The organism is Bradyrhizobium brasilense, assembly GCF_029714345.1.
In the GTDB taxonomy this organism is placed as follows: domain Bacteria; phylum Pseudomonadota; class Alphaproteobacteria; order Rhizobiales; family Xanthobacteraceae; genus Bradyrhizobium; species Bradyrhizobium australafricanum.
Window position 1 is genome coordinate 1,118,490 of the sequence record NZ_CP121669.1, and the last position, 19,956, is coordinate 1,138,445.

General features: G+C 64.0%; 17 protein-coding genes. 6 read left to right on the forward strand and 11 right to left on the reverse strand.

All coding sequences use genetic code 11. The annotated features are described in order from the left end of the window. Window positions 1–98 precede the first annotated feature (98 nt). From QA635_RS05035 to QA635_RS05045, 3 genes are all read right to left on the reverse strand, one after another. Window positions 99–329 carry a F0F1 ATP synthase subunit C gene (locus tag QA635_RS05035; RefSeq protein ID WP_016847054.1) on the reverse strand — a complete coding sequence of 77 codons (231 nt, stop codon included), beginning with the start codon at window positions 327–329 and terminating at the stop codon, window positions 99–101. A gap of 55 nt (window positions 330–384) precedes the next feature. Beyond that, window positions 385–1,134: a F0F1 ATP synthase subunit A gene (locus tag QA635_RS05040; RefSeq protein WP_016847053.1), complete on the reverse strand. Its 750-nt coding sequence runs from the start codon at window positions 1,132–1,134 to the stop codon at window positions 385–387. A gap of 72 nt (window positions 1,135–1,206) precedes the next feature. Continuing rightward, window positions 1,207–1,578 carry an AtpZ/AtpI family protein gene (locus QA635_RS05045; RefSeq protein WP_028338953.1) on the reverse strand — a complete coding sequence of 124 codons (372 nt, stop codon included), beginning with the start codon at window positions 1,576–1,578 and terminating at the stop codon, window positions 1,207–1,209. A gap of 274 nt (window positions 1,579–1,852) precedes the next feature. Here QA635_RS05045 and QA635_RS05050 point away from each other — a divergent pair, with 274 nt between their 5' ends. The 3 genes from QA635_RS05050 (at window position 1,853) to QA635_RS05060 (ending at window position 3,667) form a co-directional block, all read left to right on the forward strand. Then, window positions 1,853–2,476: a 2-hydroxychromene-2-carboxylate isomerase gene (locus tag QA635_RS05050; protein WP_283067445.1), complete on the forward strand. Its 624-nt coding sequence runs from the start codon at window positions 1,853–1,855 to the stop codon at window positions 2,474–2,476. A gap of 30 nt (window positions 2,477–2,506) precedes the next feature. Further along, window positions 2,507–3,031, forward strand: a complete 525-nt coding sequence (locus tag QA635_RS05055) for a hypothetical protein (protein WP_283067447.1) — start codon at window positions 2,507–2,509, stop codon at window positions 3,029–3,031. Window positions 3,032–3,193: 162 nt separating this feature from the next. Further along, on the forward strand, window positions 3,194–3,667 hold the full coding sequence (locus QA635_RS05060) for a secondary thiamine-phosphate synthase enzyme YjbQ (RefSeq protein ID WP_283067449.1): 474 nt from the start codon (window positions 3,194–3,196) through the stop codon (window positions 3,665–3,667). 92 nt (window positions 3,668–3,759) lie between these two features. Here QA635_RS05060 and QA635_RS05065 read toward each other — a convergent pair whose 3' ends face one another. Then, a complete protein-coding gene (locus tag QA635_RS05065; protein WP_283067451.1) occupies window positions 3,760–5,424 on the reverse strand; it encodes an MFS transporter in 1,665 nt (554 codons plus the stop codon). Window positions 5,425–5,738: 314 nt separating this feature from the next. On the opposite strand from QA635_RS05065, the gene QA635_RS05070 reads away from it, so the two are divergent. Together QA635_RS05070 and QA635_RS05075 are read left to right on the forward strand one after the other, a co-directional pair. Continuing rightward, window positions 5,739–6,413, forward strand: a complete 675-nt coding sequence (locus tag QA635_RS05070) for a response regulator (RefSeq protein ID WP_283067453.1) — start codon at window positions 5,739–5,741, stop codon at window positions 6,411–6,413. A 77-nt stretch (window positions 6,414–6,490) separates the two neighbouring features. Then, on the forward strand, window positions 6,491–7,783 hold the full coding sequence (locus QA635_RS05075; RefSeq protein WP_283067455.1) for a YncE family protein: 1,293 nt from the start codon (window positions 6,491–6,493) through the stop codon (window positions 7,781–7,783). 185 nt (window positions 7,784–7,968) lie between these two features. Here QA635_RS05075 and QA635_RS05080 read toward each other — a convergent pair whose 3' ends face one another. The 6 genes from QA635_RS05080 to QA635_RS05105 all read right to left on the reverse strand — a co-directional run bounded on the left by QA635_RS05080 (window position 7,969) and on the right by QA635_RS05105 (window position 18,172). After that, entirely contained in the window at window positions 7,969–11,478 is a 3,510-nt protein-coding gene (locus tag QA635_RS05080; RefSeq protein ID WP_283067457.1) for a PAS domain-containing hybrid sensor histidine kinase/response regulator, read from the reverse strand. A 116-nt stretch (window positions 11,479–11,594) separates the two neighbouring features. Next, window positions 11,595–12,824, reverse strand: coding sequence for a 5-aminolevulinate synthase (gene hemA, locus QA635_RS05085; RefSeq protein WP_283067459.1), 1,230 nt, complete (start codon window positions 12,822–12,824; stop codon window positions 11,595–11,597). Window positions 12,825–13,008: 184 nt separating this feature from the next. After that, entirely contained in the window at window positions 13,009–14,073 is a 1,065-nt protein-coding gene (locus QA635_RS05090) for an MBL fold metallo-hydrolase (protein WP_092080191.1), read from the reverse strand. A gap of 309 nt (window positions 14,074–14,382) precedes the next feature. Further along, window positions 14,383–16,527, reverse strand: a complete 2,145-nt coding sequence (locus tag QA635_RS05095; protein WP_283067463.1) for a methyl-accepting chemotaxis protein — start codon at window positions 16,525–16,527, stop codon at window positions 14,383–14,385. A 251-nt stretch (window positions 16,528–16,778) separates the two neighbouring features. Continuing rightward, window positions 16,779–17,522, reverse strand: a complete 744-nt coding sequence (locus tag QA635_RS05100; RefSeq protein WP_283067465.1) for an outer membrane protein — start codon at window positions 17,520–17,522, stop codon at window positions 16,779–16,781. 329 nt (window positions 17,523–17,851) lie between these two features. Beyond that, entirely contained in the window at window positions 17,852–18,172 is a 321-nt protein-coding gene (locus tag QA635_RS05105; protein WP_283067467.1) for a hypothetical protein, read from the reverse strand. A 303-nt stretch (window positions 18,173–18,475) separates the two neighbouring features. Here QA635_RS05105 and QA635_RS05110 point away from each other — a divergent pair, with 303 nt between their 5' ends. Beyond that, a complete protein-coding gene (locus QA635_RS05110) occupies window positions 18,476–18,601 on the forward strand; it encodes a hypothetical protein (RefSeq protein ID WP_256438803.1) in 126 nt (41 codons plus the stop codon). 157 nt (window positions 18,602–18,758) lie between these two features. Here QA635_RS05110 and QA635_RS05115 read toward each other — a convergent pair whose 3' ends face one another. Beyond that, window positions 18,759–19,949, reverse strand: a complete 1,191-nt coding sequence (locus tag QA635_RS05115; RefSeq protein WP_283067471.1) for a hypothetical protein — start codon at window positions 19,947–19,949, stop codon at window positions 18,759–18,761. Window positions 19,950–19,956: the final 7 nt, after the last annotated feature.

The following is a 19,956-nucleotide window of genomic DNA, read 5'->3' on the forward strand; positions in this document are numbered from 1 at the left end:
GCTGTCATGCGCGCCGCCCTTGGAACGATCCTTGGGCGACGCGAAGGGGTTACCGCAAAGCGGAACCGGGTTACCGCAGAGCGGAACCGGGGTGCCGCTCAGAGCGGAACGAACAGCAGGAGCAGCGCGATCAGCAGCGAGAAGATGCCGAGCGCTTCGGTCACGGCGAAGCCGAAGATCAGGTTGCCGAACTGGCCCTGAGCGGCCGACGGGTTACGCACCGCAGCGGCGAGGTAGTTGCCGAAGATGATGCCCACGCCGACGCCCGCGCCGCCCATGCCGATGCACGCGATGCCCGCGCCGATAAGTTTTGCTGCTGCCGGTTCCATATGTAGCTCCTTGAGAAAGATAGACAGATTGGTGGGTGGAGATTCCCCGGACCGCTTAGTGTCCCGGATGAATGGCGTCGTTGAGGTAGATGCAGGTCAGGATCGCGAACACGTAGGCCTGCAGGAACGCGACCAGCAGTTCGAGGGCATACAGCGCAATCGTGAGCGCCAGCGGCAGCACGCCGCCGACCCAGCCGAGCGCGCCCAGCGAGAAGCCGAGCATCGCGACGAAGCCCGCGAACACCTTCAATGCGATGTGGCCGGCCAGCATGTTGGCGAACAGACGAACGCTGTGCGAGACCGGCCGCAGGAAGAACGACAGGATCTCGATGAACATGACCAGCGGCAGGATGTAGATCGGAACGCCGTGGGGGACGAAGATGCTGAAGAATTTCAGGCCGTTCTTGTAGACGCCGTAGATCAGGACGGTGAAGAACACCAAAAGCGCGAGCGCCGCGGTGACGATCAGGTGGCTCGCGATCGTGAAGGTGTAGGGGATGACGCCGACCAGGTTCGAGACGCAGAGGAACATGAACAGCGAGAAGATCAGCGGGAAGAACTTCATGCCTTCCGCGCCGGCCGTGCTGCGAATCGTGGTGGCGACGAACTCGTAGGAGATTTCGGCGACCGACTGCAGCCGTCCAGGAACCAGTTCCCGGCCGCTCGCCAGCATCAGCAGCGCAATCAGCAGCACCGCGATGAGCATGAAGAGCGAGGAATTGGTGAAGGCGATCGTGTGATTGCCGATGTGGCCGAGCGTGAAGAGGGGCTCGATATTGAACTGGTGGATCGGGTCGATTTTCATCCGCGCGGCTCTTGGTCCACCGGCCATTGTGCCGGTAATCGAATTTCAAATGTCGTGACTTCCCGCCAGCGCTCAGCGCTTGCCCGAGGCCACGCCCGCGGACCTCACCACGTTGACCACCCCGGCGACGAAGCCGAGCAGCGTTAACACGATGAAGCCGAATGGCGACGTCGACAGCAAACGGTCGAACCCCCAGCCAATCGCCGCTCCGACGGCAACGCCCGCGATCAGCTCCGAGGAAAGACGAAAACCGAGCGCCATAGCCGAAGCTCTGGCCGCACTGTCCCCGCTTTCATTACCGGATTGATCAGTCTTGCTCCTGCGGCTGTCGCGAATTTCTGACAACCGATGATCGAGACTTCCGAGCCTTGCGGAAAGCGCAGCTTCGTCAGGAGGCGATTGATCGCGACTTCCATTTGCGCCGTCGTTGGTGTTCTCAGCCATGCTGCGAACACTAACCGATGCCGCGGATGATGGAAATTGCGCCCGTCCCCGTCAAAAGCCGCGCGGACCATACTTACCGCGTCTAATCAAGTCAAGATTGCGTCGTAACCAGTTATTGCTTTGATTCTGCTGGTTTTATTTGGAGATATTCAAGGTCAGAGTGACGCAGTGATCGCAGTGCAACAGCTTGCGTGGCATTGAGCGATATTGCGTGGCTGTTCCCGCTCTGCTGGGATCGCCGAAAGTCCCGTCCTCTCACGCAGTCAGGTTCCGCATGCCGCGCCAGATCGATTACTACTTCTCGCTGCAATCCCCCTGGGCCTATATCGGCCACAAGCCCTTCGTTCGACTCGTAAGCACTTACGATCTCAGGGTAAATTACCGACCCGTGCTGCTGGTTGATCTGTTCTCGGAGACCGGCGGACTGCCGCTCGCCAAGCGCCATCCGGTGCGGCAGCGTTATCGGATGATCGAGTTGCAGCGCTGGCGCGACAAGCGCGGGCTGAATTTTCATCTGCAGCCGGCCAACTGGCCGTTCAACGGGCGCCTTGCCGATGGCGTGGTGATCGCGATGCTCGAGTCCGGCCTCGACCCCGAGCCGTTCCTGCAACGGGCCTATCCCGCGGTGTGGGAGCAGCAACTCAACCTTGCCGATCCTGAGACGCTGGTGAAGCTCGCCGATGATGCCGGTTTGCCCGGCCGGCAGCTGGTGGAGCGCTCCGGCACTGAAGCGATCAGCGCGGCCTATGAGCAGAATCGCCAGAATGCATTGGACGCCGACGTGTTCGGCTCGCCCGGATATGTGCTCGATGGCGAGGTGTTCTGGGGCCAGGACCGGATCGAATTGCTTGAAGACGCATTGAAGTCGGGCCGCAAGCCCTATAGCTCTGTGGTCTAGGGCAGGAATCAGGTTGAGGCGGAGCAAGCCATGCCCATCGCGATGTCGCCGTCGAAATTGTCCATCGCAATTGCTGCCATCCTGATCGCAAGCGGCGGCGCGGCGATCGCGCAAACCGCGCCGGACACCGAAAACGGCCGCTACGCATTATCACCCGCCGGCGATGGTTTCCTGCGGCTCGACACGCGCACCGGCGCGGTGTCGACCTGCACCAATTCCAGCGCCGGCTGGGCCTGTTACATGGTGCCGGACGAACGGGCGGCGCTGGACGCCGAGGTCGGGCGCCTGCAAGCCGACAATGACAAGCTCAAGGGTGAGCTCGCCGCGCGCGCACCGTCGGCCAAGACCGACGAAGCGTTGCCGAAATCCGATCAGCTGAAGAAGCCGGAGCCCAAGACCGAGCCGAAGGTCGCCGAGGGCGAGCGCAAGATCGAGATCCCGCTGCCGAGCGACCGCGACATGGATCGCATGATGTCGTTCGTGGAGCGGGCCTGGCGGCGGCTGATCGAGATGGCCAACCGCGTGCAGCGCGACGTCAATGGCGGCAAGATTTGATGTTGTGCTGGCGCCGTCTCTCCAGCGTCGTCCCGGCGAAAGCCGGGACCCATACGCCGTAGCCTCTCGATTTCGACGACTCGGAGTTGATATCGCGCGTAACCAATGAACATCGGTGGTTATGGGTCCCGGCCTTCGCCGGGACGACGGTCTAGAGGTAAGATGAGTTCATCGAAGCAAATGTCGCACTCGGCGCCATCCTCCGTCGCGGCAACCAGCATCGTGTCGTCGCGCCTGGCGGTCGAAACGTCGGGCGCCGGCTTTACCGACATCACGCGCGAGGTCGCCAAATTCCTGCGCGAGGTGCGTGCCGGCGAGGGTGCGGTCACGCTGTTCATCCGCCACACCTCGGCCTCGCTGACGATCCAGGAGAATGCCGATCCGACCGTGCTGGTCGATCTGAAGACGGCGCTCGACCGTGCGGCGCCCGAAGACGGCGGCTGGCGTCACGACACCGAAGGCCCTGACGACATGCCGGCGCACATCAAGACCATGCTGACGGCGACCTCGCTGCAGGTCCCTGTGCTCGACGGCGAGATGGCGCTCGGCACCTGGCAGGGCATCTATCTGATCGAGCATCGCGCCCGTCCGCACCGGCGCGAGATCGTGCTGCAATTCATCGGCGCCACGCGCTGACGCGCGCGACCTATCTTTCAAGACCTCGCCTCCAAATGACATCGGCCGCGGATCGCTCCGCGGCCGATGCATTCTGATCGCGATGTCGACGGTCAGGTCTTGGTGATGTCGACGTCCTTGGTTTCCGGAATGAACAGCGCGCCGACCACGACGGTGATTGCGGCGAAGATGACCGGATACCAGAGACCGGAGTAGATATCGCCGGTCGAGGCGGTGATCGCGAACGCGGTCGCCGGGAGCAGGCCGCCGAACCAGCCGTTGCCGATATGATAGGGCAGCGACATCGAGGTGTAGCGGATGCGGGTCGGGAACAGTTCGACCAGCATGGCGGCGATCGGGCCGTAGACCATGGTGACGTAGAGCACCAGGATGAACAGCAGGCCGATGACCGCGGCCACCTGCGGACGGAAGACATCGAACGGGTGCGACATCTTCACGATGCCGGCGTCACCCGGCTTCGGATAGCCCGCCGCCTGTACCGCCGCGAGGATTGCGGGGTTCGACGTCTTGGCGTCCGTATACGGCACTTCCTTGTCGTTGATCAGGATCTTCACCGGCGAGCCGGCCGGGCCCGGCACCGTCGAATATTTCACCGACGATTGGGCAAGGAAGGCGCGGGCGGTGTCGCAAGGCGCGCTGAAGACGCGGGTGCCGACCGGGTTGAACAGATCGCCGCAGCTGGCCGGATCCGCAACCACCTGCACCTTGACCGTCTCATAGGCCTTCTCCAGCGCCGGATTGGCGTTGGTCGTGATCATCTTGAAGATCGGGAACAGCGTGAGTGCGCCGATCAGGCAGCCGGCCAGGATGATCGGCTTGCGGCCGATCTTGTCCGACAGCGCGCCGAACACCAGGAAGAACCCGGTGCCGAGCAACAGAGACCAGGCGATCAGCAGGTTGGCGGTGTAGCCGTCGACCTTCAGAATCGATTGCAGGAAGAACAGCGCGTAGAACTGGCCCGTGTACCAGATCACCGCCTGGCCCATGGTCAGGCCGAGCAGCGCGAGGATCACGATCTTGGCGTTGCTCCAGGTCGCGAAGGCCTCGGTCAGCGGCGCCTTGGAGGTCTTGCCCTCCTCCTTCATCCGCTGGAACACCGGCGATTCGTTCAGCCGCAGCCGGATCCAGACCGAGATGCCGAGCAGCAGCACCGACACCAGGAACGGAATGCGCCAGCCCCAGTCGGCGAAGTCCTTTTCGCCGGTGAGGGTTCGCGTGAACAGGATCACCAGCAGCGACAGGAACAGTCCAAGCGTTGCCGTGGTCTGGATGAACGAGGTGTAGTAGCCGCGCTTGCCGGGCGGGGCATGCTCGGCGACATAGGTCGCGGCACCGCCATATTCGCCGCCGAGGGCGAGGCCCTGCAGCAGGCGCAGCGAGATCAGGATGATCGGCGCCGCGATGCCGATGGTCTTGGCGTTGGGCAACAGGCCGACGATGAAGGTCGACAGACCCATGATCAGGATGGTGACGAGGAAGGTGTATTTGCGGCCGACGATGTCGCCGACGCGGCCGAACACGATCGCGCCGAACGGGCGCACCAGGAAGCCCGCGGCGAAGGCCAGCAGGGCGAAGATGTCGCGGGTCGCCGGGGGATAGTCGGAAAAGAACTGCGCGCCGATGATGCCGGCCAGTGAACCGTAGAGATAGAAGTCGTACCACTCGAACACGGTACCGAGCGACGACGCCAGGATGACGAACCGTTCATCCTTCGTCATGCCGGCGGGCCGCGCCGAAGTTGCAGTCATTGTAGACATCTGGATAGCTCCCCCCGAATTATTGCTGCCATGCTCGTCCCGCCTGCCGGGTCAGGCTCGAATGAGCCTCAAGCTTGATTCAAGGTAACATCGCAGTGAAACCCGCCCCAATAAGACTTTTGGCTTTTGCAGGGTTGAACTTATCTTCAGGGAGAGAGCGCAAATGGAGTGCCCCCACATGCGTCTATTGCAGCGCACAAGCTCGGCGGGTTAACTGCGTTGGCATCTGGTATTATCAAGCGCTTGCGTGATACTGCCGCGCGGGCGAAAACCGAGCGACGCGGGTTTGCCTAAGCCCCGCTTGTGGGACTGAGATGACTGCTTCTGCCAATACTCATCTTGTCATCGCCGACGACCATCCGTTGTTCCGCGATGCGTTGCGTCAGGCGGTGTCGAGCGTTGTGAGTTCGGCCACGATCAGCGAGGCCGGATCGTTCGAGGACCTGACCGCGCTGTTGGAACGGGACTCCGAGGTCGACCTGATCCTGCTCGATCTGAGCATGCCAGGGATCAGCGGCTTCTCCGGCCTGATTTATCTGCGGGCGCAATACCCGGCGATACCGGTGGTCATCGTATCTGCCAGTGACGATGCCGGAACCATCCGCCGCTCGCTCGACTTCGGCGCCTCCGGTTTCATCCCCAAGCGCTTCGGCGTCGAGACGCTGCGGGATGCCATCATGAAGGTGATGGAGGGCGACGTGTGGGTGCCGCCGGACACCGATCTGTCGGCGGCCGGCGATCCCGACATGACGCGGCTGCGCGACCGGCTGGTGACGCTGACCCCGCAGCAGGTGCGGGTGCTGATGATGCTGTCCGAGGGGCTGCTCAACAAGCAGATCGCCTACGAACTCGGCGTCTCCGAAGCCACCATCAAGGCCCATGTCTCGGCGATCCTGCAGAAGCTCGGCGTCGAAAGCCGCACCCAAGCCGTGATCGCCGCCGCCAAGATCGCCGGCGGCCAATGGCGCCAGGGCACGCCGCCGACGTAGTCCTGAGCAACTCCGGCTGGATTGTCGGGCTCGGGCCACGGCATTGCGAGCCGGCGGGTGGCGCGAAAGCGCGCCCGATGGCACGCTTTCGCGAAGCATCCAGATCCCATTCAAACTGCGCATCGGTCGAAAACCGAGTATCCTGTCCGGCATCGGCCCGTGAGAGGCCGCGTGCTTTTGGGGAGAACGCCATGATTTCCGTCACTCGCGTCGCCGGACTATCTCTGGCTGCGGCAATCCTTCTCGGTACCAACTCTTTCAATTGCGCTCAGGCCAAGCCCCTGATGATCGTCGGCCTGGACGAGAAGCTGTTGTGGGACGACGACGGCAAGCCGGTGCTGTCAACGCCCGGCAAGGATCAAGTGCTGATCATCGATCTCGCCGATCCCGAGAACCCGAAGATTGCGGCTTCTCTCCCATTGAAGAACTCGGTAGTCGGCCCCCCGGTCAACGTCGCTATCGATCCGACCGGAACGGTGGCGCTGGTCGCGGATTCGGTCGACGTGGTGAAGGAAGGCGACGCTCTGAAGCAGGTGCCGGATAACAAGATCTATGTGATCGATCTCAAGGCGACCCCGCCCAAGCTGGCAGCGACCATTGCCGGCGGAAAGCAGCCATCAGGGTTGAGCTTCAGTCCCGATGGCAAGATGGCGTTGGTTGCCAACCGCGGGGACAATTCGATCAGCGTGCTTTCGGTCAACGGCACTGACGTCAAGATCACCGACACGATATCGATGCCTGACAGTGTCGCACATGTCGCGTTCGCGCCAGACGGCAAGCACGCGCTGGTCGCGCGTTTTCCCGGGCACAAGATATCGGTGCTCGATATCGCCGGCGACAAAGTCACCTACTCCAAGATAGACCTGCCGACCGGCCAATGGCCTTACAACGTCGCAGTGACCCCGAACAGCAAGATTGCGTTGACGTCGGACAATGGCAACTCAGGCGCGTCGGACGGCAGCGTCGACACGGCCAGCGTTATCGATCTCGAAGCGAAGCCGCCGCGCATCATCGATCGCGTGGTGGTCGGCGATGGACCGGAGGGGCTTGGCGTCAGTCCGAAGGGGGATCTCGCAGTCTCGGTGATCCTGCGCGGCTCGAACATGAAGAATGCGTTCTTCCATGAGAAGAACGGCAGCGTCTCGGTCCTGAAGATCGACGGCAAGAAAGTGACCAAGACCGGAGATATAGAAGTCGGCGGACTGCCTGAGGCCGCGGTCTTCACGCCTGACGGAAAATACATCCTGGTCGGGAACTACCTCAGCCAGGATTTCTCGATCCTCAAGGTCGACGGAACCAACGTCACCGACACAGGCAAGCGCTTTCAGGTGCCAGGGCACCCGGCGTCGGCCGGAATGGGGCCGAACTAAACCGACACCTGGAGATCTTGCTGGAGCATGTGATTTTCGGTTGAGCCGGCCACTGCGCAGGCTCGCTTCACCTCTCGCGCTTGCGGGAGGGAGCGCCGTGTCCTTGCGGCGCCTTCATGATGCGATTCGATCCAATTGCATCATGATCCAACGCGAGATGCGCGCCCGGATTGCGCCGCCGCGCGCTACTCCGCCGCCACCATCTGCTGGGTGCGCCATTGTCCGAGCAGGGCGCGCAGCGAGGCGGGTTTCACCGGCTTGTTCAGCACCGCGATGTTTTCCTCGCGCGCGGCGGCGCGCACCGCGGGGCTGCGGTCGGCGGTGATCAGGATCGCCGGAATGCCGTCGCCGAAGCGGCGGCGGATCTCGCGGATCGCGGCGACGCCGTTGCCGCGGTCGAGATGGTAGTCGACGAGGACGCCGGTGACGCGGCCGCCGGCAGCCTCGATCGCGCTGATCGCGCCGTCGGCGTCGAGCACCGCGATCACCTCGGCGTCCCACGCCGTCAGCAGCGTCTTCATGCCGTCGAGGATGGCGGGATCGTTCTCGATGCAGACAATCAGCGAGCCGCTCATCGGCGTCTTCGACAGGGGCGTGGCGGTGGTGACGGCCGCAGTATGGTTGACCGCGGTCGCGACCGGCACGGTGACCGAGAACGCCGAGCCGCCGCTGACATTGGCCGAGATTGCGATGCGGTGGTTGAGCACCCGCGCCAGCCGTTCGACGATCGACAGGCCGAGGCCGAGGCCGCGGGCGATCCGGGCGCCCTGCTCGAGGCGGTGGAACTCCTTGAAGATCTCGCCGCGCTTCTGCACGGGAATGCCGACGCCGGTGTCGAAGACGCTGATCTGGAGCGTGGTGCCGCGGCGGCGGCAGCCGATCAAGACGCGGCCACGCGGGGTATATTTGATCGCGTTGGAGATGAAGTTCTGCAGCAGCCGGCGCAGCAGCGAGCGGTCGGATTCGACCGGCAGCGAGCAGGGCACGAAGCGCAGGTCGAGGCCCTTGTCACGGGCGATCGGCATGAACTCTATCTCCAGCGAGCGCATCAAGTCGGCCATCCGGAAGCTCGTGATCGCCGGCGTCATGGCGCCGGCATCGAGCCTGGAAATGTCGAGCAGCGCGCCCAGGATGTCCTCGATCGCCTCGAGCGAGTCGTCGATGTTCTCGACCAGGCGCGAATCCTCGCCGCCGTTCTGGCGCTCGACCAGGCTCGTGACATAGAGGCGCGCCGCATTGAGCGGCTGCAGGATGTCGTGGCTGGCGGCCGCCAGGAAGCGCGTCTTGGAGGCGTTGGCGTCTTCCGCGATGCCCTTGGCGAGCGCGAGCTCCGAGTTCAGCCGCGTCAGTTCCTCGGTGCGATCGCGCACCCGCTTTTCCAGCGTCGCGTTGGCGCGCTCCAGCGCCTCCGCCGCCTCGAAGCTCGGCGTGACGTCGGAGAAGGTGATGACGAGCCCGCCGCCCGGCATCCGGTTGGCACGTACCTCGATCACCAGATGGCGGTCGGTGAAGCGTTCCAGATAGGGCTCGCCCTCGGTGGTGTAGGCGCGCAGGCGGGCCTGCAGCAGGCTGTCGCCGTCGCCGGCCGCGGGCGGACTGATTGCACCCATGAATTCGAGGATCTCGGGCAGCGGGATGCCGAGTTGCACCAGATGCGGCGGCAGCCCCAGCAATTCGGAGAACTGGCGGTTGGAACAGATCAGCTGCAGATCGGCGTCGAACACCGCGATGCCCTGGCGCACGTGATTGAGCGCGGTCTGCAGGATCTCGCGGTTGAAGTGCAGGGCGGCGTGGGAGTCGTCGAGCAGTTTCAGCGCGGCCTTGGCCGACACCGTGCGCCGTTGCAGCAGCAGCGACATCACGAGGCGCGAGGACGCGGCCCCGATCGAGGAGGCGATCAACCGCTCGGCATGCTGCAGCAACTCGAAATCGGCCGGAGCCGACGCCAGCAGCACGATGTTGCGGTCGACGGCGAAGGAGGCGAAGGCCTCGCGGGTGCGGTCGGGGCCGAGATATTGCGTCACCGTGCTCTGGATATCCTCCACCGTCACCGTGGTGCGCCAGCGCCGGAAGCTGGGCGCGATCGGGGCCAGCGCGTTGGGCACGAACACGTCGGCCTGCAACAACTCGATCGAGGACGGCGCGCGCGCCAGCGAGAACAGCACATAGGTGAGGATGTTGAGCGCAAGGCTCCACAGCACGCCGTGCAGCAGCGGCGGCAGGTCGGCGCCGAACAGCGCCTGCGGCCGCAACGCCTCGATCCCGAACGGCCCGTGCTGCAGCAGCATCAGGCCGGTGGTCGAGGTTTCCAGGAAGCTCGGGATGAACAGCGTGTAGAGCCACGTCGCGAAGCCGACCAGCATGCCCGCCATGGCGCCGCGTGCGGTGGCTCTGCGCCAGAACAGGCCGCCGAAGAACGCCGGCGCCAGCTGGGTGATCGCGGCAAACGACAGCAGGCCGATCGCGACCAGCTGGGTGTTGCCGAGCGCGCGATAGTAGAAATACGCCAACACCATGATGGCGAAGATCGAGAAGCGGCGCGCCTTCAGCAGGAAATCGCCAAAGTCCTTCTGGCCGGCGCTGGCGTCGTCGCTGCGCGGCAAGACCAGCGGCAGCACGATGTCGTTGGAGACCATGATCGACAGCGCGACGCATTCGACGATCACCATCGCGGTCGCCGCCGACAGCCCGCCGACGAACACGGCGAGGCTGAGCAATTGCGAATTGCCCTCGATCGGCAGCGCCAGCACGAACATGTCGGCATCGACCGCGCCGAACGGGAAGATGACGAGGCCGGCGATCGCGATCGGAATCACGAACAGGTTGATGGCGATGAGGTAGAGCGGGAACAGCCAGCGTGCCCGGGTGACTTCGGCGGGCGTCGAATTCTCCACCACGCTGACATGGAACTGGCGTGGCAGCAGCATGACCGCGCAGAACGACAGCAGCGTCATGATCAGGAAATTGCCGATCGACGGCACATATTCGATCGCGCGCACCGCCTCCGGCGTCTTCAGGGCGCGCTCGTAGAGCTCGACCGGCGAGAACATCCAGAAGGTAACGAAGGCGCCGGCGGCGATGAAGGCCACCAGCTTGACGATGGACTCGGCCGCGATCGCCAGGATCAGGCCGTGCTGGTGCTCGGTCGCGTCGGTGTGGCGGGTACCGAACAGCACCGCGAACACCGCCATCGCCAGCGTCACCATCAGCGCGATGTCGCCGATCACGGGAATTTTCGAGAACGCCTGGTCCTCGCTCAGGATGGTCTCAAGTGACGAGGCTACTGCTTTCAGCTGCAGCGCGATGTAGGGCACCGAGCCGATGATCGCGATCAGTGCCACGGTCGCCGCCACCGCCTGGCTCTTGCCGTAGCGCGCGGCGATGAAGTCGGCGATCGAGGTGATGTTCTGCGACTTGGCGAGCGCGATCACCCGGCGCAGCAGCGGCGTGCACAGTCCGACCATCACGATCGGGCCGACATAGATCGCCAGGAAGTCGATGCTGGTGCGGGTGGCAAAGCCGACCGAGCCGAAGAAGGTCCAGGAGGTGCAGTAGATTGCCATCGACAGCGGGTAGATCCACTGGCTGGCGCGGCCGCGCTCGCCCGGCGAGCTGCGGTCGCCGCGGCTGGCAATGAAGAACAACAATCCGATGTAGGCGAACGCCGTGGCGATTACGCCCCAGTCGTGCAGCATCGCTGCTCATCTCCTGTCCCGGCCGCTGGGGAAGGGCCGGTTGTCAGGATTATAACGCAAAGGGCCGGCCGCGCGATGCACGGCCGGCCCAAATTCGGGGTCGGAAACGAATAGGGTTACTCGGCGGCCAGCGACTTCTGGTGCAGGGGCAGGCCGAGCCGGTCCCAGACCTGGAGCAGCGCCTCGGCCAGCGCGTCGATCAGGCCGTCGTCATGGTAGGGCGAGGGCGTGATGCGCAGCCGCTCGGTGCCCTTGGCGACCGTCGGATAGTTGATCGGCTGGATGTAGATGCCGTGGTCCTCGAGCAGCAGGTCGGAGGCGCGCTTGCACTTCTCGGGATCGCCGACGAATAGCGGCACGATATGGGTGTCGCTCGACATGACCGGCAGGCCGGCGGCGGTCAGGATCGCCTTGGTGCGGGCGGCACGGTCCTGGTGGCGCTCGCGCTCCCAGTTCGAGGTCTTCAGGTGCCGGATCGCAGCCGTCGCCGCCGAGCAGATTGCCGGCGGCAGCGCGGTGGTGAAGATGAAGCCCGGCGCATAGGAGCGCACCGCGTCGATGACCTCGGCGCGGCCTGCGATGTAGCCGCCGAGGCAGCCGAAGGCTTTCGCCAGCGTGCCCTCGACGATATCGATCCGGTGCATCACGCCGTCGCGCTCGGCGATGCCGCCGCCGCGCGGGCCGTACATGCCGACCGCATGCACCTCGTCGAGATAGGTCATGGCGCCGTATTGCTCGGCGAGATCGCAGATCTTGCCGAGCGGCGCGACGTCGCCGTCCATCGAATAGAGGCTCTCGCAGACGATCAGCTTCGGCCGGTCGGGACCGGCGGCGATCAAGAGCTCCTCGAGATGCGCGACGTCGTTGTGGCGGAAGATCTGGCGTTCGCAGCCGGCCTGGCGCACACCCTCGATCATCGAATTGTGGTTCAGCGCGTCCGACAGGATCAGGCAGTTCGGGATCAGCTTGGCGAGCGTCGAGATGCCGGTCTGGTTCGAGACATAGCCCGAGGTGAACAGCAGCGAGGCTTCCTTGCCGTGGAGGTCGGCGAGTTCCGCCTCGAGCTGCACCAGCGGGTGATGGGTGCCCGCGATGTTGCGAGTGCCGCCCGCGCCGGTGCCGACCCGGGTCGCGGTCTCGACCATGGCACCGACCACCTTGGGGTGCTGGCCCATGCCGAGATAGTCGTTGGAGCACCAGATCACGACGTTGCGGCTGCCCCTCGGCGAATGCCAGGTGGCGTGCGGGAAGCGTCCCGCGATCCGTTCGAGGTCGGCGAACACCCGGTAGCGCCGCTCGTCGTGGAGGCGGTTGAGGGCGGTATTGAAGAACTGGCTGTAATCCATCGGCAAACCCAGAAAGCGGAACCTGACCGGAATGACTGCTTCTTCTTAGAGCTTTTCCAGCTCTAATGTCCATGCATTGACCCACATCCGGGCATGCGCCGCAGTTGGGCAAATTGCCCTAGCCGGGACTGTTCGGCTTGATTTCGGTCAAGTCGCCGGGCGATGCCTTGCCGCCCGGCCGGGTTCAGGTGGTCTTGAAGCGCAGCATGCCGTCGGCGTGCATCTCGGCCGTCAGGCGGCCCTCGACCAGCATGTAGTTGACATGGGCGACCAGCTCGCCGGCGGCAAAGCCCATCTGGTGCTCGTCCAGCACATGCTTGTGGAACACCACGGGCACCAGCTCCTTGGAGGTCTGCGGCACCTCGCGGCAGGCTTCGGCGATCAGCCGGCAGCGCTCCTCATGGTGATCGGCGAGCTGCTTGATCCGGGTCTTCAGCCCGTAGAACGGCACGCCGTGCCCGGGCAGCACGATCACGTCGTAGGGCAGGGTGGTGGTCAGGCTTGCGAGCGAGGCCAGATATTCGCCGAGCGAGTTCTGCTCGGGCTCGACCGCCCAGACGCTGACATTGGGCGAGATCTTGCTCAGCACCTGATCGGCGGACAGGAACAGCTTGTCGGCGGCGCAATACAGCATCACCTGGTCAAGCGCGTGGCCGCCGCCGGTGATCACCTTGAAGCGCCGCGTGCCGATCACGACCTCGTCGCCATGGGTGAGGCGGTGATAGGACGGCGGCAGCACCGACACGCGCTTCAAATAGTCCTGGCCGCGGCCGAGCAGCTTCTCGGTGAGGTCCTCGTCCATGCCGTGGCGGCGGAAGAACAGCCGCTGCGCGTTGCGCCGCTCCTCGGTGCCGCGGTTCTGGTGATAGACCGACTGCAGATATTCCACCTGCGACATGAACAGCGGACAGCCGAAGCGCTCGGTGATCCAGCCGGCGAGACCGACATGGTCGGGATGCGAATGCGTCACGATCAGGCGGGTGACCTTGACGTGCTTCAGCGGCCCCTCGAACAGCGTGGTCCAGGCCGCGATCGATTCCTCGTTGCCGAAGCCGGCATCCACCATGGTCCAGCCGTCGCCATCGGCGAGCAGATAGATGTTCACATGGTTGAGGCGGAACGGCAGCTTCAGCCGCGCCCACAGCACGCCGGGAGCCACCTCCACGACCTGGTCGTGGCCGGGATGATTCTCCCAAGGGTATCGCAGTGCCTCCGCCGAGGAGTGCACGGGGTCGGTCTTCGTATGCATGCTACCGGCTTAGCGGCACACGGGCCGCCGCGCCAGCCGAAAAATCAGATAGTCGTCCGGAGAATGGGACGGAGCAGCGCCCGAATTCCGTAGCCCGGATGAAGCGAAGCGCAATCCGGACAAACCTCCCCTTGAAAAGGGGAGGTCGCTTTGCTCGCAGAGCAAAGCGGGTGGGGATTCTGCTCTCTCCACATGGAGCGTCGCCTGCGGCTGAACCCCCATCCCGACCTTCCCCCTTTCAGGGGGAAGGGGAAGACAAATCGTGGTCCCGGACTTCGCTGCGCTTCATCCGGGCTACGGGATATCGTGTTACGCCGCACGGATGTTCGACAGGAAGCCGTCGATCTCCGAGCGCAGCACGTCGGCCTCGCGGCGTAGTGCGTCGGAGGCGCTCAGCACCTCGCCGGCGGCGGTGCCCGCCTCGGCCGAGGCGGTGGAGACGCCGACGATGTTGCTCGACACCTCGCTGGTGCCGCCCGCCGCATGCTGGATGTTGCGGGCGATCTCGCGGGTCGCCGCGCCCTGCTGTTCGACCGCGGCGGCGATCGCGGTGGTGACGTCGTTGATCTCGCCGATCGTGCTCGAGATGTTGCGGATGGCGGAGACGGCCGTGGTCGTCACCTCCTGCATGCTGACGATCTGCTGGCGGATTTCCTCGGTCGCCTTCGCGGTCTGGCTCGCGAGGTTCTTTACCTCGGAGGCGACCACGGCAAAGCCGCGGCCGGCCTCGCCGGCGCGCGCCGCCTCGATGGTGGCGTTGAGCGCGAGCAGATTGGTTTGCGAGGCGATGGTCTGGATCAGGTCGACCACGACGCTGATGCGTGCGGCATTGTCGGCGAGCCCCTGCATCGTGCTGTCGGTGGCGCTGGCTTCCTCCACCGCCTTGCGGGCGATCTCCGCCGAGGTGACGACCTGGCGGCCGATCTCCTGGATCGAGGACGAGAGCTCCTCGGTGCCGGCCGACACCGTCTGCACGTTGACCGAGGTTTCCTCGGCGGCCGACGCGACGGCGTTGACCAGCGCGCTGGACTGGTCCGCGGTCGCCGACATGCTCTGCGCGGTCGACTGCATCGAGTTCGCCGCGGTCTGCAGGCTGCCGAGCGCGCTGCGGACGTTGGATTCGAACGTGACGATCTGCGCTTCCATGCGCGAGGCGCGCTCCGCCTTGGCGCTGCGGTCCTTGTTCTGGTTTTCCGTGAGCTCGCGGCTCTCGACCATGCTCTCGCGGAACACCTGCAGCGCGTCGGCCATGACGGCGATCTCGTCGTGCTGGCGGCTCTGCGGGATCTCGGTGTCGAGGTCGCCGTCGGACAACAGCTGCATCGAGCGTTGCAGGCCGCGGATGCGGCGCAGGATGTTGCGTCCGACATAGAGCCAGACGAACAGGAACGAGCCGACCAGCGTCAGGGCGCCGAGGCCGATCATCACCATGGTGGCGAGCGAGATCTGCTGCCGTGCCTGGAAGGTCGAGCTGTCGGTCTCCTTCTGCACCGCGTCGACCAGCTGCTGGACGCTGATGCCGAGCCCGACATTGAGCTTGCGCGTCTCTTCCAGGATGGTCTGGCCGTAGTCGATCGCGTCGAGCTCTTTCTGGCGGATCTTGAACACGCCGGTCTTGCCTTCGCCGAGCACGAGCAGCCTCGAGGCGGTGTCGCGCACCGCCACGATCGCCGGATTGTTCGGCAGGTCCTCGAGGTTGGACTTGACGCGTTCGCGCCCGGCCTTGAACTCGGCCTCGATCGCATCGAGGGTTTCGCTGGAATTGGCCGACAGCGCCGCGGTCATGTCGGCGGCCATCAAATTGCCGGCGGCGAGCACGTTGCTGATCTGGCCGACGGTGCGGGCCGCTTCAGTGGCGTCGTCAGCGGAGACTTCGGCCGCGGCGAGGATGGCGTTGAGCCGGGTCTGCGCGTCGAGCATCGCCGGACTTGCCGCGGAGACGAACGCCGCCTGCGCCTTGCGCAGTGCGTTGTACTGCTTGTCGCGCAGCGCGCCGACCTCGAGCCGCTCGCGCGCCGCCGAGATCAGGCTCTTGGTCGCCTCGTCGGTGTTCTTGACGTTCTCCTGCAATGCGCTGACCACGGATTTGTCGGCGCCGAGCTCGATGATCTCGCCGAGCTTGGCGTTGGTGAGCCGCGCGACGTCCTGCACCTTCTTGGTGCGATCGTTCAGCGCGTCGTCGCTCTGCACGGCGAGCAGGCCGGGACCTTGCGCCGCGAGCGAAGCGCTTTGCGCGGCAAGTTGCAGGCTCGCGGCAAGCCGCGGAATGTCGCGGCCAGAGAGGTCGGTCATGGTGCCGCCGAGCCGATGCAGCACGATGCCGGCGCCTGCGCTGATCACCAGCGCCATGCCTGCGATAACCGCGAATGCCGCGAACAGGCTGCCCCTGACGCCCATCTGCGGCAGATGGATACGCTTGAGATTTGGTTTGCCGAGCTTGAACCGAAACGCCATTGCCCCTGTGCCCCCTGGCCCACTACGCTTGGCCACTATCCTTGGCCACTACTCTTGGATGTTTCCCCGGCGCGGGAGTATCGGTGCGGCCGGTTAACAAAATCGGGAAAATTGCGACGATCTGCGGGATTTTTCAGGGCTGCCGCGCAGTGGCGACGTCTCGGTTCGCTGTGCGGAATCGATGCACGCGATCGGATGTAAAAAGGCCGGCATGAGCCGGCCTTTTCCACTGTTGGTTGTGGGGCGTGCTCTCAGTAGCGGCCGTAAGCGGGGCCGCCGAGGTTGCCGAGATTGAAGCGGTAGTTGAGGCCCGCCTTCACCGTGTGCTCGTCATTGTGGAAGCTGCCGACCGGCACCAGCGCGCCCGGCGCGGTGAAGCGGCTGTCGCCGAAGTCGTAGTACTGGTACTCGACCTTGGCCGACCAGTTCGGCGCGAACATGTATTCGGCGCCGCCGCCGATGGTCCAGCCGTTGCTGTGGTTGTCGCTGAGCCTGAAGCCGACCGGCGCGCCGCCGAGCGTCACCGTTTCGTTGTTGTCGGAATAAGCGTAACCGCCCTTCACATAGATCAGACCCGGACCCCAGGTGTAGCCGACGCGGCCGGTGATCGAGCCGATGCCGCGCTGGTTGTTGTTGTAGACGTAGCCGCCCGGGAAGATCGCGTTGAGCTGATGGCCGCCGACCCAGGAATACTGGCCTTCGAGGCCGATCACCCACATCGGCGACAGCTGCCAGTCGTAGCCGGCCTGCACGCCGCCCATGAAGCGGGCGTCGGAGTCCGACAGAGCGAGGCCGTTGAAATTGTTGTTCTGGGAGAACACGCCGCCGAGATGGCCGCCGAGATAGAAGCCGGTCCAGTTGTAGAGCGGAGCGGCGTAAACAGGCGCGGGCGCCTTCTGATAATAGCCGCGGGAGCCGAGGTCGGCAGCCTCAGCGGTCGCGCCAAAGGCAGCGACGGCCGCGACGGCGGCGGTTGCGAGCAGGAACTTCTTCATGGGGGCAGTCTCCGGACAAGTCATGAGGCGCAGCGTGAATGGCGCCATCCACGGCGACGGGTTAGACCGCATTTGAATAAAATGCAGTCACCGGAACGCTGCGCGGAGCGTTAAGTCGCAGCCTTTGCGGCGAAACGTTTTGTTGTGCCTAACGAACGCTTAAGGTGGAATGAAGCAAGGCTTAACGCGGTGCGCGCGGCGCGCGTTTCCTGTTAACCAAGCCGTCGGCTAGAGCATGATCCGGAAAAGTGCGAAGCGGTTTTCCGAGAAGATCATGCTCAAACAAGGAGCTAAAGCGCGATGATGATTCAACCTAATCTCATCGCGCTTTAGGCCAGTCGCTTGCGCACATCGTCGCGCATCTGCTCGCGGAACGCCTGGCGGCGGGCGGCGCGATCCTTGACCGGGACGTCGTGGCGATCGAACACGTCGAACTTCTCCAGGATCGGATAGTGCTCGCTCGCCATCGCCAGCACGCGCAGCAGGGCGGCGACCTTCGGGGTCGGGCCGGTGACTTCCCATCTGCGCAGCTTTTCGGCGCCGCCGGCGGCCGATAGCCCGCACAGCTTCGCCATATCCGCCGCCGTCAGCTTGCGGCCGAGCGCCTCGCCGAGATGTTCGCGCAGTTTCTTCAGTTCTGGGCCGGTCAAGATTGGTCCGCTCCGCGATGGCAAAATGTGAAGTGAGTCACATGACGTCCTCGAGGCGCGGGTTATACCCCACGCAGGCGACTTCTAAAGCATGATCCGGAAAAGTGCGAAGCGGTTTTCCGAAAAGATCATGCTCAAACAAAGAGCTAAAGCGCGATGACGATTCAACCTAATCTCATCGCGCTTTAGAGCCTTTTCCGTTCCGATTGAATCGGAACGGGGCTCTGGATTCTTGTTTTGACGCGTTTTCATCACGCGAACCGGTACCCGCTTCGCTCGAAAACGCTTCTGAAGGAAACCATCATGCACGGCATCATCGAAAGCCTCAGCCCCGAACATGATCAGATCGATTGGAAATGGGTCGGCAGTGTGTTCGCGTTCTACGTCGTGCTGACGATCGGCGGGATGGGCGCACTGCTGGCGCGTTGATCCGCGGAAGCGCGGATAGCGATCTCAATAGAGCGGTCACGTGACGGCTCAGGCCCGGCGGTAGCCGCCGGAACCGGATCGCATAATCCTCCCTGAGAGGCGGTAGCCACGTCCTGCCGGCGCCTCCGTTCGGCGCCGGCAGGGTGAGTTCAGATCATCAGCGCGAGGCGAGAGCGTTGGCCATCCGGGCGGATTTGCCGGACGGCTTGGGCGCAGACCGTGCTGCCACCACAGGTTCGGATGACGTCGCATTTGTCGGCCAGGCACCAGGGAACGGCGGAGCGAAATGGTGCGCCTTCAGCGCGGCGATTTCCCATGAGTTCAGACAGGTTTTCCCGCCATACTCCGTCGAGTTGTAGAAGGCGTGAAATCCGATACCGAGAGCCGAGGCGAAGCGGTCTCCCCTGGTCGCGCCATCCACATAGCTTCTGAGCTTGGCGCAGAACTTGGGCAGATTTGCCGACCAGGGAGAATCAACCGCATTCTGGGCATTGTTGAATTGGCTTTGCAGCTCGCCGTAGCGATCGGAAAAGGCCCTGTCCACTCCGAGCCAGCCGTTTCCGCCGTCAAGATCCGGCCCGGTGTCACGCACGATCTTGTCGATCGAGATGACGGTCTTTCGGCCGCTTCTGTAACTGATGTTGCTGGCGGTTGACCTGATCTCATACTGCCTGGGGTCGGGCGATCTGGTTTCCGCAAACGACGCCATGATCGAGTTCACCCCGCTGTTGAGCGTGGTGATGGCGTTGCTGTTCTTCTCCAGATAGGAGACGACAGGAACGATCGCCGATCCAATACCGGTACCCGTGGCCAAGGAGCCCAACGCGACGGCACTGGTGCCGACCGTCGCAATCCCGCTCACAAACTTGGTCGGGTCATTGAATCGAATGGTGTCCGACTGCTTGTACTCAAAGTGCAGCCTCACTTTCGCGTTCGCCGGAACGTCGGTGATGATGGTGCCTTCGCAGTTCTGGATTTGAACGTCGCCAAAGTTGGCCTTCGCTATGATCGGTACCTTGACCTGCTTGATCTGGTCACTCTTGGCGTTCGGGAACGTGACGACGGCCGCAAGGGCGACAGACCGGTCGTGAATATTGAACCCGTCCTGGAATATGTTGCCGGTTCGCTTCGCTCCGACCCAGCCCGACGCCACGTTGTTCAGGCTCTGCGCATTGTCGCAGAGATTGCGGACCTTGAGATCGTACTCGAAGACGTCCCTGGGACCGTCGAAGGCTCTTATGACCGGCGGCGAGCCCGAAGCACGCTCAATATCGACCAACTCAAAGCCAAATGCGGACGAGGATGCCAACAGCGCAAGAGCCGTCGGCAGCAAGGTTTTGATGCGCACGTGAAAT